At 49.4% G+C, this 16,349-nt stretch carries 16 protein-coding genes, 1 other RNA gene and 1 pseudogene; 3 read left to right on the top strand and 15 right to left on the bottom strand.

Translation table 11 applies throughout. The features are described 5' to 3' along the window. Positions 1 to 93 precede the first annotated feature (93 nt). The 7 genes and pseudogenes from E5358_RS04915 to E5358_RS15065 form a co-directional block, all read right to left on the bottom strand. Positions 94 to 615, bottom strand: coding sequence for a hypothetical protein (locus tag E5358_RS04915; protein ID WP_135939151.1), 522 nt, complete (start codon positions 613 to 615; stop codon positions 94 to 96). Continuing rightward, positions 612 to 806: a hypothetical protein gene (locus E5358_RS04920; RefSeq protein WP_135939152.1), complete on the bottom strand. Its 195-nt coding sequence runs from the start codon at positions 804 to 806 to the stop codon at positions 612 to 614. Before E5358_RS04920 ends, E5358_RS04915 begins: the two co-directional genes overlap by 4 nt. A gap of 2 nt (positions 807 to 808) precedes the next feature. Further along, the gene (locus tag E5358_RS04925) at positions 809 to 1,492 is read right to left on the bottom strand and encodes a DNA repair protein RadA family protein (RefSeq protein WP_135939153.1); all 684 of its coding nucleotides are present in this window, start codon (positions 1,490 to 1,492) and stop codon (positions 809 to 811) included. Between the two features lie 73 nt (positions 1,493 to 1,565). Then, positions 1,566 to 2,438: pseudogene (locus E5358_RS04930) on the bottom strand (AAA family ATPase); the annotation flags it as partial. 26 nt (positions 2,439 to 2,464) lie between these two features. Next, positions 2,465 to 4,483: a hypothetical protein gene (locus tag E5358_RS04935; RefSeq protein ID WP_277821163.1), complete on the bottom strand. Its 2,019-nt coding sequence runs from the start codon at positions 4,481 to 4,483 to the stop codon at positions 2,465 to 2,467. 21 nt (positions 4,484 to 4,504) lie between these two features. Further along, positions 4,505 to 4,696 carry a hypothetical protein gene (locus E5358_RS04940; protein ID WP_135939155.1) on the bottom strand — a complete coding sequence of 64 codons (192 nt, stop codon included), beginning with the start codon at positions 4,694 to 4,696 and terminating at the stop codon, positions 4,505 to 4,507. A 16-nt stretch (positions 4,697 to 4,712) separates the two neighbouring features. Beyond that, positions 4,713 to 4,883 carry a hypothetical protein gene (locus E5358_RS15065; RefSeq protein ID WP_168354586.1) on the bottom strand — a complete coding sequence of 57 codons (171 nt, stop codon included), beginning with the start codon at positions 4,881 to 4,883 and terminating at the stop codon, positions 4,713 to 4,715. A gap of 93 nt (positions 4,884 to 4,976) precedes the next feature. On the opposite strand from E5358_RS15065, the gene E5358_RS04945 reads away from it, so the two are divergent. Together E5358_RS04945 and E5358_RS04950 are read left to right on the top strand one after the other, a co-directional pair. After that, positions 4,977 to 5,360, top strand: coding sequence for a hypothetical protein (locus E5358_RS04945; protein ID WP_135939156.1), 384 nt, complete (start codon positions 4,977 to 4,979; stop codon positions 5,358 to 5,360). A gap of 319 nt (positions 5,361 to 5,679) precedes the next feature. Beyond that, the gene (locus E5358_RS04950; protein ID WP_277821164.1) at positions 5,680 to 6,207 is read left to right on the top strand and encodes a S24 family peptidase; all 528 of its coding nucleotides are present in this window, start codon (positions 5,680 to 5,682) and stop codon (positions 6,205 to 6,207) included. Positions 6,208 to 6,901: 694 nt separating this feature from the next. Here the strand turns inward: E5358_RS04950 and E5358_RS04955 are convergent. The 8 genes from E5358_RS04955 to ssrA form a co-directional block, all read right to left on the bottom strand. Continuing rightward, on the bottom strand, positions 6,902 to 7,834 hold the full coding sequence (locus E5358_RS04955; protein ID WP_277821165.1) for an N-6 DNA methylase: 933 nt from the start codon (positions 7,832 to 7,834) through the stop codon (positions 6,902 to 6,904). Between the two features lie 10 nt (positions 7,835 to 7,844). Then, a complete protein-coding gene (locus E5358_RS04960; RefSeq protein WP_160631018.1) occupies positions 7,845 to 8,300 on the bottom strand; it encodes a DUF1896 family protein in 456 nt (151 codons plus the stop codon). Positions 8,301 to 8,523: 223 nt separating this feature from the next. Further along, complete coding sequence (locus tag E5358_RS04965; RefSeq protein WP_123486105.1) at positions 8,524 to 9,603, bottom strand: DNA topoisomerase; 1,080 nt, start codon at positions 9,601 to 9,603, stop codon at positions 8,524 to 8,526. Positions 9,604 to 9,726: 123 nt separating this feature from the next. Continuing rightward, positions 9,727 to 11,250: a DUF4099 domain-containing protein gene (locus E5358_RS04970; protein ID WP_123486106.1), complete on the bottom strand. Its 1,524-nt coding sequence runs from the start codon at positions 11,248 to 11,250 to the stop codon at positions 9,727 to 9,729. Between the two features lie 79 nt (positions 11,251 to 11,329). After that, positions 11,330 to 11,662: a hypothetical protein gene (locus E5358_RS04975; protein WP_123486107.1), complete on the bottom strand. Its 333-nt coding sequence runs from the start codon at positions 11,660 to 11,662 to the stop codon at positions 11,330 to 11,332. A 1-nt stretch (position 11,663) separates the two neighbouring features. Continuing rightward, the gene (locus E5358_RS04980) at positions 11,664 to 12,047 is read right to left on the bottom strand and encodes a hypothetical protein (protein ID WP_123486108.1); all 384 of its coding nucleotides are present in this window, start codon (positions 12,045 to 12,047) and stop codon (positions 11,664 to 11,666) included. A gap of 289 nt (positions 12,048 to 12,336) precedes the next feature. After that, the gene (locus E5358_RS04985; RefSeq protein ID WP_123486109.1) at positions 12,337 to 13,554 is read right to left on the bottom strand and encodes a site-specific integrase; all 1,218 of its coding nucleotides are present in this window, start codon (positions 13,552 to 13,554) and stop codon (positions 12,337 to 12,339) included. A gap of 511 nt (positions 13,555 to 14,065) precedes the next feature. Continuing rightward, positions 14,066 to 14,465, bottom strand: a transfer-messenger RNA (tmRNA) gene (gene ssrA, locus E5358_RS04990). A gap of 164 nt (positions 14,466 to 14,629) precedes the next feature. Here ssrA and E5358_RS04995 point away from each other — a divergent pair. After that, on the top strand, positions 14,630 to 15,892 hold the full coding sequence (locus E5358_RS04995) for a saccharopine dehydrogenase family protein (protein ID WP_135939158.1): 1,263 nt from the start codon (positions 14,630 to 14,632) through the stop codon (positions 15,890 to 15,892). Positions 15,893 to 16,349: the final 457 nt, after the last annotated feature.

Below are 16,349 nucleotides of genomic sequence, written 5' to 3' on the forward strand. Positions count from 1 at the left end.
TCCGTTTTCTTGGTGGTACGGCACGCTATGATCTTTATGACCGTGGCGTTACTCTCAATTACGTTCTTGTTACTTATCGCTCTGCGCATAATGTTAGTCTTTTTCTATACTTACCTGCCACATGTTAGAAAAACGGGCTTTAACTATAGCTTGTGCCCTCCTTAATGCGGCATCCTCTGTGTAAAAGGCATTTGTAAGGTCTCCAGCTCGATAGCCCTGCCAGCGTATTGGGTCTTTAGCAAGTTCCTTTTCTGATACCGCCCTGCAAACTGATATGGTGTATTTGGGCGCGTATAAGTCTTTCTTACTTGCTGGTAAGTTATTAAACTCTTCGCATAAATAGCCACAATGCATGCGTATTTGGTTGCCCTTTTCTGCCGTTACATCCTCACATATCATTATGCCGTCTGCTTTAATGCTGGCGTAATAATGCTCCGCACCGAAACAAACGTGGCGAAAGGTGGTTATTTCAATAACCACCTTGCGGGGGCTGGCGGTTTTTGCATATAATTCTGGGCGTGTTTTTAGCTTGAAATCAAGCCCCACCATGGTGCTAAAAAATACAGGATAACACCCGTTATCTACCGAATAGTGACATGCTTCTTTTATTGTCATGCCGCACCCCCTTTCTTTTTGGCTGCCCATACGACGCGCTTTACTCTGCGCAGGTCGCATTCCCGGAATGGGTTCACAGGCAGATAGCCTGCCCTCAGAAGCCTTTCCTCCGCACAGGCGAACACATCCCTGCGCTCCTCCAAGTCATAGTGGGCTATCGCCCCGCTGATGTAGATTTTTTCTTTTCCCATAGTCATTTGTTTTCGTTTGTCTGTATTTTGTTGCTTGTCTGTATTTTGTTGCTTGTCTGTATTTTGTTGCTTGTCTGCACCAACCCCTTCTCCCATACCGTAAAATAGCTTCCGGCATCGTTGATGGAGCGTCCTTGGCAATAAGCCTTGTAACCGCTCACCCATATCTTCATGTCACACCAGTACCTCAGCTTGAGAGCTCCGCCGCCCATCGGCTCGCCCTTCTTCTCCTGACTGACGAACACAAAACATTTTTTGGGGAACATCTCTGTAAGAGCCTTCGCCTTAGGATAGTCCATGCCCATGTCATGGGCGACCTGGAACGAGTCTATTATCACGAACCTTGGCGACTTGGGGGCTTTCAGACGGGCAACCAGCTCATCGTATGTGTCGTCTGTGATAACCCGGAAATGCCCCTGCACCTCATTCATACCGAGATAGCCCATGCGCCGCTGGAAACTTTGATTTACACGCTCCTCATAGCTCACATACAGGACGATGCCATACCGGCAGAACTCTTTGGCAAGCTGCATTACAAACGAGCTTTTGCCGCTTGCGCTCCTGCCGCAGATAAACCATGAGGCGGTCTCGGCAGGCTCGCCGAATGGACCGCTCCACCGCTCATCCCACGGAAGGGTCCTCCATTTCTTTGCCGCTATGTCACGCGGACTATACGCTCTCTTCATTCTGATGACATTTGAGTTTCTCAACTGGCGTGCAAGCCGAACGCAATGGAGCTTGCTCCAATTGCTGAGGCGCAGCCGACAGTCGAAGTTTTTCAATTTCTGTGTACACACGCCGCAGACCGCCTCGTGTCTTGCGCACAACGGCCTTGATGTCAGCTCCCTCCGGTGCATTCACCTTAGCGACTATCATCGCCTGTGCTGTAAGGAATTTCTCACGCTCGCGTCCGTCATCAGGCGTGACCTTGGAGTATCTGTCACCGTATCTGCTCAGCATCTCGGTGTAGCCAACCTTCTTGCACTCTATGGAGCGGTTTATCTTTTCCTTCAGACCGTCAGCGCCCATCATGTACCAGGCGCAGCAACGCTCTGTGGCGTTCCACAAGGCTTTCAACTCCAAAAACGCCTCATACTGCAAATCACCGGCCTCGTCCAAAACAACCAACGGACAATCTATTGACCTCAGGTAGTAAACCAAGTCATCATACACATCAGCATAGCGCCCTTTGGCGTCAATGCCGAACTCACCGGCTATCTTTCTCACAAGCTTCAGTTTGGTCTTCACCTGTGAACAGTCGATATATACCGCATGCGGATGAGTCTGGACATAGTGCTTTGCCGCGAATGTCTTGCCTATATTCGGAATGTCGCAAAGAATGGCACTCAGACTGGATTTCTGTGAAAACTCAAGCTGTGTGGTGATATACTCAAAGGTAGGGGTCTTTGCCGCCTTCCATTCCATCTCACCGCGAAGGCTCACACCTAACCTTCTTGCTATGCCTATCCAGTTGGCATCACTCAGGGCTTTTTCAGTTTGCCCGTTCTTTATGGCACTGTAGACTGATGTGCTGATACCGAGACTTGCCGCATGCTTTGCGTCGCTCGGATAGTTAGGACGGTTGGCGGCTATCGCTGCCAGAATCCGCTGTTTCTGCGTCTCTTTGATCATAATTCTAACGCTGTTTTTATGTTATTCTATAAGTCTTCGATTGGTGAACGGAAGCTGTACATGCTGAAAGTGTCAACAACATCGTCCGTTTCCTCAATGGCCTCCTGTTCCGGAACTCTGAGCGCAACCGGCTCAGACTCGATACAAGGCACATCCTCCTTTTTCATGATGCCGACCCTGTCGATTGCGTTTTCTCTGACATATTTGCCGAACCTTGCAATCTTCTTCTGCTGCTCGATGTATGCCACAGTGTCCTCTTCCGTCTGCTCAGCCATCACCCTGTTGTATGTAACAACTTTTTCAACCTTATCGATGTAACGGTCGCCCTGGAATATATAGATGTCCTCTGTGTCTCCGTCCTCGGCAGGCAGGAAATAGGCCGTCACTTTGTAATTGTTTGGCTCCAGCCTCTCCAATACACTGGTATCACTCAGCCACCAGTCATCGCCAAGGACTCTCACTGTTGAATTGCGACGCACGGAGGTGGACACCTTCTCGCCGATATAACGGCTCAGCATAACCTTGTCGTACGGTTTCAGAGTAGGGTTGATGTTTGCCACAAGCACCTGCCACCTCGTCATGCCAGGATACTTCTTCTGGTTAGGGTGCAGGGTGTTGTTCCACTCAGCGCAGTCAGCCCTGTCCTCTGCCACCAGCTGCTCCCAGCTGAAATATTCCTTGTCTTCCCACATCTCGTTGGTCTCGTCACTTATCTTCTTGCTCTCCGTGCGCCACTTGCCCTTGCCGTAGAACCTGCCGATGCCCTCGTGGTTCTTGTGGATGATGCTGCGCTTCTTTGCGCCGTTCATTGCCTCGGCATACTTCTCCTGTGAGTTCTGGGGAGCACAGAAATGGACGAAGGGGAAAGCGACACCGGCCTGCAGGAAGCCGTCCTTGTACTCTGTCATCAAGTGGTTCTCCACCTCGATGCCGGCAGGCATGCCCCAACCGTTGCGCTCTATCAGCCTGAACATGTCACGGAAGCAGTCAACGACAAGACCCTGGTCCTTTTTCCTTGAGTAGCTTGCGCCGACCACACACTGGCTGACAACATCATAGGCATAATAGGCATGCACCCTCTGTTTCGTGTCCCTCAGCTTGCGTGTCAGGTCAACATCGTCCATCGTTATCTGACTCAGTGAGAACTCGCCGCTGTGCCTGTGGACGTGTGGCATCTGCTCGTGCATGAATGTGGTGAAGCTCATCAGCTTGTGCTCGATCAGAAGCTTGTTCTTCGGCTTGTTGAGATAATTGCTGATAGTGCTCTCGCTCAGTTCCAGCGGCTCGCCCTTCTTGTCCGTATAATCATCAGGGTTAAGAAGCTCCCCGCTGTCCGGGTCATAGACATCCAACTCCCCGGTCACAAACATATTGTACATCTCAAGCACACTGGTGTTGAACGGCTTGTTCGGAAGTACCGCGATGCCAAGTATCAGCCGCTCGGTCTTGTAATCCACCTTCCGCGCGCTCTGGTTGCCGAACTTGGAGCTGATAAGGCACTCGTATCCGTACTGCCGGTACTCGCTGACCTTCTTCCTGAAGCGCAGGGTGCTCGTCGGGAGGTCATGACCCAACTCATCGCGGAGGGTCTCTATCACCATTGTCATGTCCTCCCAGCCGTATTTCTCACCCATGAGCTTCTTGCGCATGGAGGCGTTGTCGTACAGCCTGATGCAGCAGTTCAGCACGCTTGCGTTTATGGCATACCGGCGGGCAAGCTCAGCTGTGGCATTACTGCTTCTGCTCCGCACCGCCCAGTCGTTGAAGAAGGCGACAGCATGCTGGTCAAGCTCATAGTTGGACATCACCCAGCCGCGGAGAAGGACACTGCCGCCGTCGCCATACAGGCTCCTCACCGCATCCCTGTAAGGAGAGGGCAGGCTGTCAACGGCTACAAGGGCGTAATTGCCTACCGCACCACCACCACGACGCACCACATTGATGCGTTTGCGGGCAGACATCTGCTTGTAGTTGGACTGTGTCATAACACCGCCGTCAACAAGCTCCCTCGCACTGATGCAGAGTGTGTTTTCGTGATACTCCATATATCTCCTGCCAATAATAGTTTAATACTCAATAAGGCACCTGCCAAACGCCTTGATGCCACAGTATATCGGCACCATTGTAACGAAGTAGACAACACCGACAACCTTCTCCGCCGGTGACATGTCCTCATAGCTCCATTTGAAACTAAGGACGAACCATATCCAAATAAGAACAAGAGTCAAAGCCAACATTATTTTCATCAATGCCTTCATAATGCGTTCCTCCTTACTACTCACCAACCTCAATTCCTTCAAACTGGGTTTTCGCGACATGGCGGATCTTCCGTGCCAGAAAACTGTTCTTCCTATAGTTCAATGACAGACTTACCATAGTACGGGTGCAGTCCATCACTTTGGCGATTTCTGCGATTTTACCATACTCCAAAATTATACGCTTCATACATTATTAATATTAAAATTTCATGCTTTATTCGTTTATCTCGATTTTTTTTCGTATTTTTGCCGCCAATTAACATTGTTAACAAAACGGTATATGAATACGGACACCATCATACTCAAAGCGCAGTTCAATGCACTGAGAAACTACTTCACATCGCTGCTGCCTGCCATTTTTAAGAATGACCCTCAGACAGACAGCAAAGTGTGGCTTGCCAAATACCTTATCTGGAAGTTTGAGAGGGATTCGCTCGCACCATACGACTTCTCAGATACGCTTCCATCTCCTGAGAAAGAAAAGATAAGTCACCGACGCTTCCAACTGCAAGTTCTTCAGGATGTAGCCTATATTCAGGGGCAGCTTGAAGAATACGGCATACCAAGAATGATAGATTCCTACGCTGCCGCTCAAGCTCAGCAAGTCTTTCTGCATTCTGACGGTTCTGAAGAGACAATGCTGCCGCTGATTGACAATCTTTAATGCCGCCATTGATTTCAATTCGTTCCATACGCTGTTTTTGATGTTAATATTGTTAATGCGCTGCAAAGATAAACAATATATCTCGACTATGCAAGAAAAGCAACAAGAAAAATCGCTTATAAAGCAAAATATCTTGCTTTATTTATCAAAAAAAGGGGTTACTCCATACGAATTTTACAAAAAATCAGGTGTAACACGCGGTGTACTACAACAAAACAATGGTATAAGCGAGGATAATCTTACAAGATTTCTTGCTTACGCCCCAGATGTTAATATTAACTGGCTTATAACAGGCAAGGGAAAGATGCTGCAAAACGAAATGACTCCCGAGTCAGATTCCTCATCTTCTGGCAACATTTCCGACTGTAAATGTACAAAAAATAATCCAAACTACCAGAGAGATTCAGAAAAAAATGATGCTTTACCTCTCGCCTCACAGGCTACCAAGCCGGGGGAGGGAATACCTCTCATACCCATCGACGCAATGGCGGGCGCACTCACAGGCGAAAGAACCGTCCTCGAATATGAGTGCGAGCGTTATGTAATACCGGCATTCAAGGGGGCGGACTTCCTCATACCAGTCAAAGGCTCAAGCATGTACCCGAAATACTTCTCTGGCGACATCGTGGCGTGCCAGCGCGTTCCAATGACCGACCTCTTCTTCCAGTGGAATAAGGTCTACGTCATTGACACTAACCAGGGACCGCTCATCAAGCGCATCAAGCCCGGAAGCGACAAGGACCATGTCCTCATCGTCTCCGATAACGAAAAATACGATCCATTCGAAATCCCATGCTCCGCCATACACGCCGTCGCACTCGTCATCGGGGTCATCAGGCTGGAATAAACCACCCTAAACCATCCAACCTCGTCAGCCCCGTCCCATAATCACCCTCCATCACCCCCGCACATATCGAAACGTTACATCTTTACCATCTCTTTTGCGGCTTCCCCCCCCTCCCTAAACCGTAATTCCCTATATATAATAAGGTGAAATTTGAAAACGGTGTGGAAATAGAGGGGGTACTATCGGCATGGTTTTTCAAGCCGAAATGAGGAAAACCATATTTATACCCCCTCTCCATTTGTACCCTCAAAACCCTATTTTGTAACCCCACTTTTTTCAAAATGTAACCCCACTTTGTAACCCCACCTGTAACCCCAGTCACGAAAAACACCATTTCTGGACACAAAAAAAAGGAGCGTAAAGCCCCCCTATTAAATAGGCATTATAACGCTGTTTTTAAGTCATTTTTAGCCCATCTAAAGGCGTAAAAGCACAAAGTCTATATACAAGCTAAGACACATAAAAGGCTAAAATACAGCCATTTCAGGGTGTCAAATATTCATGCATTTGTCGCCTTGGGCAAGGAATACAGCCTTTGTGTGTTCTAATGTAATATTTTCATGCAGTTTCTGCTCGCTTAACGCCCGCCAATGTAACATAAATGTAAATCTAATGTTAAGTTTTTATACGTTTCGTTTTACGCCCGTATTTTTCAGCAACCGCCCTAAACCATTAATAACCAATGCATTCCGCCCTATTCCCCTCTATGTCGTTTTATACGCTTCGTTTTACGCCCCATATTCTTTTCGGTGTGCTTCTGGAAAATAATCAGGTCAGAGCCGACATCTGTTCCAGCATTTTCGCTGAACGTATTGTTGGGCAGACGCAGAGCCGCCACAAGGTCAGCCTTTTTCACAAGCTCCATTCTTATGAAAGGCGAAGCGGCGTTCATTACACCCTGCGATGTGATAAAGGCAATCAGGCCTCCTTCTCTCACTTGGTCAAGACCTTTGAGAAAGAAGTAATTGTGCAACGACTTGGAAGCCTGACGATAGCCAATCTCCTTGCTAACGGCATAAGCCGGGTCTGCAACCGCGAAATCTCCGAAAGGAACATTGGAGGCAGCAACATCAAAGTAACCGTTGAAGTCACTCTCAATCTTCTCGAACCTCTCTATGCGTGTCAGCATTGACGGGTGCAGGGCTGACAAGATTTTACCGGTGAGCAAGTCCTTTTCGTAAGCCAACACCTCGGCTCCGGGGTATCTGTCATTGCGCAGGAAAGAGTCGATAAACGCTCCCTGTCCGGCAGACGGTTCAAGAAAACTTTTTATCTCTACACCCTGATATTTAAGCGCATCGGAAATAGCATCAACAATACGGTTGTCGGTATAGAATGCTGTCAGCGTTGACGCCTTCAACGACTCCATATAGCGGTTAAACTCCTTATCATCACGAGAATAATCGTGAATCAGCCGACGCAGCTCTACCGTAGGCGCGAACAGTTCAATGTCGCTCTTGCTCCACTTGGCGGCATCCGCCAGTTCATTGGCATCGTTGAGAATACACTTCAACCCACCGAATCCGGCATACTTGCGCAGCACTGCAATCTCCTCGGCAGTCTGCGCCCCGCGCCCCTTGACACCGAGACTAAACGCCATCCGTATCGCCTCGATGTTGTCGCGCATTGTTTGTAGTCTATTGTAACTCATTGCGGTATTGTTCTAAAATGTCCGCAATGGTACCCGCTAACTCGTTCTGTAGCCTCGGGTAATCTTCTCTGCTGAGGAAGTCCCCGTTGACTTCATACTTGTCAAGTATGGCGTTGACGTAACGGAGTCCGAGCAGTAATTCTGCCCACTCAATTTTTGCTTCTTCAGTCGGCAGGTCGTTGTGGAACAGTTCTTCAAGGAGGTTGAATATCACATCCCAACGGGACACATAGTGACCTTCGAGAAGAACACGCATGGCGAGTTCCTCGGCTACGGACTGACTGCGCCCTTCGAGGATAAGGTGGGTCATGGTCTTATATGCTTCGCCGGCGCGGGTATTGATAAACTCTGGGTCTGTTAATTCGGGAAAGCGGTGGTCACGTAGGTGACCGTAGAGATAGGCTGCGAAATAGTCCATCTCATTTTCATGAGATTGTTTCATTATGGTGGGGAATTTAGTGGTTTGCCGAAATCCTGTTTGCTTAAAGTGGTGTATGGTAGGCATATAAGCAAAAGGACACCGGGTTCCCGCCCGATGTCCAACCACTAAATCCACGTCAAAAATGAAACAAAAACATTATATGACGTTGAATCAAGTGCAAAGATACAAAATCTTCGGGACATTCGGGAGGAGTTATTGATATTTTAGCTGATTTTCAAGCCTCTTAACCCGCTTTCTTGTGGGATTTACGCTTCTTGCGGGCTTTCTTCTGAAAATCATTCTCGTCGGGGGTGAAGGCCTCGATGACTCGCTTCACGATGAGGTTGTAGAGTTTTTCCTCGTCACGGCTGAGGTCGGTGGGATGCAGCCCGGTCGTGACTATGCCATGACCGTTATAGGGCGTTTCGCCATTGTGGAAGGTGTTGCGGGTGCTGAGCCATCCCACTTCTTTAGCCATCCGGCCGTAGCAGGGGTTGTGTTCCAGCACACGGAAGTCACGACGCATGGAGTCATAAACATTGCCGGGGATGCCGTTCTGGTAGAGGTAGGGGTATGAGATCAGCCCTTTGGCGTAAAGTTTGTGGGCGATGAGGAACGTCGGCTCAAAATCGTAGCCGAGTTCCATAGTGGCATCCATCCACAGGGTGACCATGTTGTGAAGAGTCTGACCCTTCACGATATTCAGTTCCACGTCGCCGCTTTCATCGGCTGATTCGTTCTCAGCCGATTCGATGTCGAGGTCTTTTCCTGCGGCCTCGGAATTGGCTTTGAGAAAAAAATTCACGAGTTCCTCCGCGAGCCATGCCTCATGCTTGTCGGGAGAATATGTGCCGTTCTCGACAGCCCGGATGATGATGGGCTTACGCAGACGTGGAAGCCATGCGCGGCGCACAGTCACCGGCATACGGAGATACCAGTACAGGTTCAGGAACGCCAGTTCTCCTTCGAATGTGGGTTCCATGGCGTTGACGACGACATTGCTTTTTGCCCACAGCGTCTTGATTACGGAGAGTTGGGCTTCGTCGGCTTTCGACTTCTCCCAGCCGAGCAGCGCATCATAGTTGCGCATCCTGAAATTGAAGTGGTGCGCGTACATCTGGCGCATGTCCTGACCGGAGTTCATGACGAACTTTTCGCCATGCTTGTATTCGGATTCGATGATTTCGCCGTTGGTCCATGTCACGGCATAGCCGTTGCCATGATAGTAGCCTTCGAGTTCGGAGGTTGCGCCGATTGCGCGGGCAATGGTCTCAGCCATGAAACGGTTGGCGGTTACGACTGTCACGAGTGTCTTCTTTGTCATATTTGAAATGTTTTTATTGTGAGTTGGGAATTTTGAGACGAAAGCGTCGGGAGGTTCCGGACCCTCCCTAGGCGTTTCATCCGCGTGGGTTCAGTGGTTGTGGATTATACTCTGCTGTGGGAATCAGAGTCGCGGGCCCTTTGGCTTACGCTGCTGCTTTTGCTGGATTTCGTCCTTCGGCTGGGTCTGTCCCTTGGTCAGAGGGTCGGTGATGTTCTTCGTCTCCTCGTTGGTGAGACCGTCGTTGTTCACCGCCTTCTGGGTGCGGGATTCGTCGGCGACCTTGACACGCGGGTCATTGAGCGATGTCACCGGACGCTGTTTCTCCTTGTCGAAGTACAGATAGACAGTGCAGGGCTGTCCCTTCTCATCGACCATGTTGTCGAGCTTGGCGACACGCCCGTTGGCGTAGTCTTCCTTCTGCTGTTCGGTGAGCGGAATCTTGTTCCATTGTCCGAGAGGCTTGATGCTGCCGTCTTTGAGTGTCCAGTTGGGTTTCCTCTCAGCCTTCTTTTCCGAAGCCTCGGTCGAAACGGATTCGCCTTTGCCTTCTTTCTTGGCTTCGGCGGCACGCTTTGCCTGCTCCACCTTCTCATACCAGTGTATGCCGTTGGGTACAAATTCGACAGCCTTGCGGTCGACATTGTACTGGAGTATTCCCGTGCGGGTCTTTCCATCGCGGCATACCACCTCTTTGGGGGGCAGGGGAAGACCTTTCTTCAGGGTCATGATCTCCGGCATGGTCAGCTTCGTCTGGCCGAAAGTGTCACGGATTCTGACATCCTTTGCCGGGATTGCCAGCAGCTCGTTGGTGTAGCGGTCCCGGCTGATGAGCGATGGAACTTTCTCTCCGGTGGCAGGGTCGATCAGTTCTACAATACGACCGAGGTTGCCGTTCTCTTTGAGATTTGCCTGATCGATTTTGTCGAATTTGTGTCCCATGAACTGGTCGAGCTTCTGTTCGCTCTGGATGAAGTGAGGGACAAGTTTGACGCTGCCGTCGGGGTCAGTGCGGAAAGAGAGTCGAGCCTCGATGCTGAATTTTTCTCCTCCGAAGGTCGGGGTGATATTCACCAGCTTGGATTTCCGGTTATAAAGCATCTCCCTCAGGTCGCCGGAGGCTTCGAGAGCCTCTTTGTCGATGCCCCATTTCTCTTTGAGCATATCCCAGTCGATTTTCGACTGGTCGATAGCCTGCCACTTGGGTTCCTGCGACATGGTTGTCTGAGATTGAGCTTCATCCGCTGTCTGCTCCGATGGTTCCGCAGAGGTTTCTGTCTGCTTGGACTGCTCGACTTTCAGAGCCGGGAGCGCCACATCGACCTTGTTATCTTTGAGTATCTCGGCATTCGCCACAGGGTCTTTGGCGAGGTCGCCGATTACGGTGCCCACCGTGTCGTATCGGTCGGCGGGTACGCGGAAGAATCCGAATGTCGAGGGGTTCTTGCACTGGCGCACGAAGTTCGACATAAAAGCTTCGAGAGGGTTCTGGCCTTTTGAGAATTTCACGAGGTCAGAGAGTTTCGCCGACTTTACATCGGTCATTTTGGGTGTGCCGTCCTCGTTGAGTCCGGTCACCGCGCCTACCTGCCCGGTGTCGTTGTTGCGGGCGATAAGGACTTCTTCTTGATTCAGCTCTTGTGCCATATTAATTAGAAGTTTTTGGGGTTGGAAACTTGTGCCTGAAAAGAGGCACGTTAATTATTGGTGTATGGTGGTATGGTTTTTATCTTCTTGTGGTTTCAAATGCGATTCTGGCATCTGCCCAGCGGAAGGTCACGCGGGACTGGCGGCTGTCACCGGATTTTATGAATGGTAGTGTACCGTCAGCCATCATGGATTCTATTTTGGTTTTGCCGACATTATACATTTCCATGAGCTGTGCCTTGGTCAAAACTCTTTCTTCCGGCTCAATGATACCCTGATTTGTCAGGACAGCATAAATCTCTTTGCTGGCTTCCTTGATTTCGCGTCTGATTTCACATTTGATTTCTGCTCGAAGATCATCAATTATGGCTCTGAAATCAGAGAGGATTGCTCTTTTCTCTAATACTGTCATATCAATATCGGGGTAATCGGGTTACACGTTTCATTGCTTTCTCGTATGCCACCGGATTCCAAGGACATTGGAACTTTTCGATAGCCTCCACAAGTTCCTTCAGGAAGTAGTGGGTTTCTCGACCGACCTTCTTCCATTTCAGCACCAGCCGTTTTCGGATGCGCTGAAGGTGTCGGGGTGATACACAGAGGATAGCAGCGGCCTCATCCTTGCTCACCATAGGCTGGTTGGGAAGCCGCTCATGGATAAATCCATATTCCTCGGCTTTATGAATTTTCTCATCCTGAGCCGCGAGAAACTTTTCAAGACGGCTGAGAGTGCCTTGCATTCTCTGTACCTCTTGTGCCAGATCGGGATGAGGGGGGAACATAACGTAATTGTCCATATCAGGTGGGTTTAGCGGTTTGTTTGTGATGCAAAGTTACTTCGGGAAAAGGAGGTGCATCTATGATAACTCCGGGATAGAGTTGGGATAAGTGTAGGATAAAAAACGCTTGATTTTCTAAAATCCGCAATAATTCATCGTTGAATAACAGCGACTTATACAAATACTCTTAATGAATGTTAAAGTAGAAATTTGTGGAAATTTTTTTGAAAATCTCACGTCAGGACACAGCGAGTGCCGTCCGAGCATTCCCGAACGGCACTCGCAAGAGGCTTATGGAATGTTCAGCTTAGAAATCGAGATTGCCGAGGTTTTTGGAAAGAATGTCCATATCCTTTCCGATTTTGTCGGCGGTAATTCTCGCGTAGATCTGTGTGGTCTGGATATTTGTGTGGCCGAGCATCTTTGATACCGACTCGATGGGCACTCCACGGCCGAGGGTCATGGTAGTGGCGAAGGTGTGCCGGGCGAGATGGAACGTCAGGTTCTTCTCGATGCCACAGATGTCGGCTATCTCCTTCAGATAGCAGTTGAGCTTCTGATTGGTGATTATCGGCATGAGCTGGCCGTCGGTGTAGCAGCCCTCATATTTGTTGAGGATTTTCAGGGCCGGCGGAAGTAGGGGTACCATTACCTTCGTGTTGGTCTTCTGACGGTGGGTGACTATCCACAAGCGACCGTCGAACATCTTCTGGATGTTGTCGACACGGAGGTGGGCGAGGTCGATGTATGCCAGCCCGGTGAAGCAGGCGAAGATGAAGATGTCGCGCACCTGTTCCAGTCGCTTGGAGGCAAACTCTTTCTGCATCATCTTGCAAAGCTCGTCTTCGGTAAGATAGCCACGGTCAACACGCTCGATGGAGATTTTGTAGCCGTTGAAGGGGTCAACGGTTATCAGTCCGGCGCGGATGGCTTTGTTGATTACCTGCTTGAAGAACTTCATGCACTTGTAGGTGGTGTTCTGCGAGTATTTATACTCGGTACGGAGGAAGAACTCCAAGTCCACGATGAACTGATACTTTATCTCTCTCAGGGGAATGTCGGTGATATTGTACTTCTTCTTCATGAACTCCACCACGCGGCGGTACATTCTTTCGTACTTGCGGTAGGTGGGGTCGGCTTTGCTGAGTCCGACGAGCTTCTTGGTGTCCTCCAGATGCTGCTCATAGAGTTTCAGGAGTGATTCCTCCCGCTGGGTGATGCCCATGTAGGCGTTGCGCACCATTTCTACGGTAACGTAGCCGTGACGACGCTGGATGTCATAGAAATGATTGGTCAGAATAGTCTGAATATCCTGAAGATGGTTATTGATCTCAAAAGACTTGGATGAACGACCGGTGGCTTTACCGGCTTTCCCATCCCATCTTTCTGGCTCGCAAACCAATTTTGTGCTCCAGTCCTGTCTTTCTCCGTCAATAGACACGCGCACGATGATGGCGGATGTACCATCCTTGTTGACATGATTGCTTCGGAGATAGAACAGAATCTTAAATGTGCTCTGTTTCATCTTACATTTGGATTTGGTGGTTATGATTGCGCAGGGTTTTTACCCCCTTGCAAAATTCATAACGAGTTAAACTTAATTTTGCTTAGACTCACCTCGGCCAATAGAGGACGAATAGCGGACATGATGTCCTGCGTATTCTGACGGAGTGCATGGGAATAGAAAATTAGGTATCAAATGTAAGCTTCGGACTATGCCACCGGACTCCATTTCTTGTGTGCCATCAGATGTCCGATTTTGGCCGCTATTTTCCGACTTATGTCAGAGTTTCGGTTTCGTAAAGTGCTGCACAAAACATAGTTACGACACTTACTGCTACACAACTGCTACATTTGGCATCTCACGATTTTTGTGTAGCAGATTTGCAACCAATGGGTGTCTTGTTCAGTCTTTTTTCTGTCCGATGACGGTCCTGAGTCGTCATTTTTAGGCATTAAAAAACCGCACAATAAGTTGATATTGTGCGGTTTAGTCTTGTTTAGACTTTTGTTGGCCGGAATCTGTCCGACCCGTCAAGTGGAGCTGGGGAGAATCGAACTCCCGTCCACACAAGGAACCAATATGCTTTCTACATGTTTATTCCGGACTTCATTTTCGAGTGCCGACAAGACCCGGACCACCAACCGGCACCTTAGCCTCTAAAGTCTCATCCTTCGGCCGAGGCTGCCTCCGGACTATTCCCGAATTTCCTACACCGCTTTACCAGACGCTTCGGAACAAGAGCTTCTGAGCGATGTCTCGTCCCAACACCTTGTGTCGGGATTAGGCCAGTAAACTACTGTACTTCGTTTAGGCAGCGAGAGCGTAACGTGTTTCGCCAGATAAATGTTCGACAGCAGAGATTAAGGAGCCTACCGCCACCGCTCCACATGCTTACACACCGCTTCAACTTGCTGTCAAATCCAGTCAGCCCCGGTGCTTGTTTCAAGACTGCAAAAGTACACATTATTTGCCTAACCTACAAGAAAAGGGCGGGAAATCGTAGTTAAAATATGCAAAACGGCACTATTTATACAATAAAACTCGTAACTTTGCGAAATAAAGTTCAATATAATCAGTAAAAGAAAAAGTATCAAAATTGGGAAAAGTATTAGTCATAGGATGTGGCGGCGTTGCTGGCGTCGCAATCCAGAAGTGTGCGGCGAATGCCGAGGTGTTCGGGGAGATTTGTATTGCCTCACGCACTGTGAGCAAGTGTGACGACCTGAAAGCTGCCATTGAGGCGAAGGGTACGAAGGCGAAAATCACCACAAGGAAGGTTGATGCGGACAACGTTGAGGAGCTGAAAGCCCTCATCAACGAGGTGAAGCCTGACGTGGTGCTGAACCTTGCCCTGCCTTATCAGGACCTGACAATCATGGATGCGTGCCTCGCCTGCGGCGTGCATTACGTCGACACCGCCAACTATGAGTGCGAGGACACCAACGATCCGGAGTGGCGCAAGACATACGAGGCGCGCTGCAAGGAGAAGGGCTTCACTGCATATTTCGACTACTCATGGCAGTGGGCGTACAAGAAGCGTTACGAGGAGGCAGGGCTCACCGCAATCCTCGGCACAGGTTTCGACCCGGGAGTGACATCAGTGTTCACAGCCTACGCCTTGAAGCATTACTTTGACGAAATCCACACCATAGATATCCTTGACTGCAACGGCGGTGACCACGGTTATCCTTTCGCGACAAACTTCAACCCTGAAATCAATCTCCGTGAGGTAAGTGCCAACGGTTCTTACTGGGAGAACGGCAAATGGGTGGAGACAGAGCCGATGGAAATCAAGCGTGTCTACAACTTCGACGGTGTCGGAGAGAAGGACATGTACCTCCTTCACCATGAGGAGATTGAGTCTTTGGCACAGAACATCCCGGGAGTGAAGCGCATCCGCTTCTTCATGACCTTCGGACAGAGCTACCTCACCCACATGAAGTGCCTTGAGAATGTCGGCATGCTCGGCACAGAGCCTGTAGAGTTCAACGGTCAGGAGATTGTCCCTATACAGTTCCTCCGCCGCCTGCTCCCGGACCCTGCGTCCCTCGGTCCTCGCACTGTCGGCAAGACAAACATCGGATGTATCTTCACCGGCGTTAAGGACGGCAAGGAGAAGCATGTGTATATTTATAATGTATGTGACCATCAGGAGTGCTACAAGGAGGTCGGCAGCCAGGCCATCTCCTACACAACAGGCGTTCCGGCGATGATTGGCACAGCCATGCTCATGCAGGGTCTGTGGAAGAAACCGGGCGTGTTCACCGTCGAAGAGTTTGACCCTGATCCATACATGGACATGCTCAACAAGTGGGGACTCCCATGGCAGGTGGACGAAAATCCTGTACTTGTTGATTAATGTAATATTCTCTGCCATGCAACCAATTAAGGCTACATTCGTGAAAAGCAACCGTTTTTGGTTGCATAGCAGAGACTTTTCTACAAACGTCATATAAAAAAAACGTTAGTTCGATGCATTGCCAACGATCCGGCGAAACAAAAAAACATGCTATCAAAAGCACCGTGAAACGGTGACTCCTTGTTAACCCCGTATGCTGCTTACGGCAGCATGCGGGGCTGTATCCATGTAAGTGACTCTGCACCGTAAGACGGTGTCTCACACAGAAAAGTAACTATTGGCATGTTTATATTATGAGGCACCGTATTACGGTGCAGGTTGATGCGCTGAGGTTTTTGTTTGGGGCAAGCCATATCAGTTGATAAATGCATGCGGACCGGTGACATCTACAAAAAAATGTGGCAGAGCCACACTTAATGGGAATACTCGGCAATGCCCCTGTATGCATATTGCATAT

Source organism: Palleniella muris (assembly GCF_004792655.1).
Classification (GTDB): domain Bacteria; phylum Bacteroidota; class Bacteroidia; order Bacteroidales; family Bacteroidaceae; genus Prevotella; species Prevotella muris_A.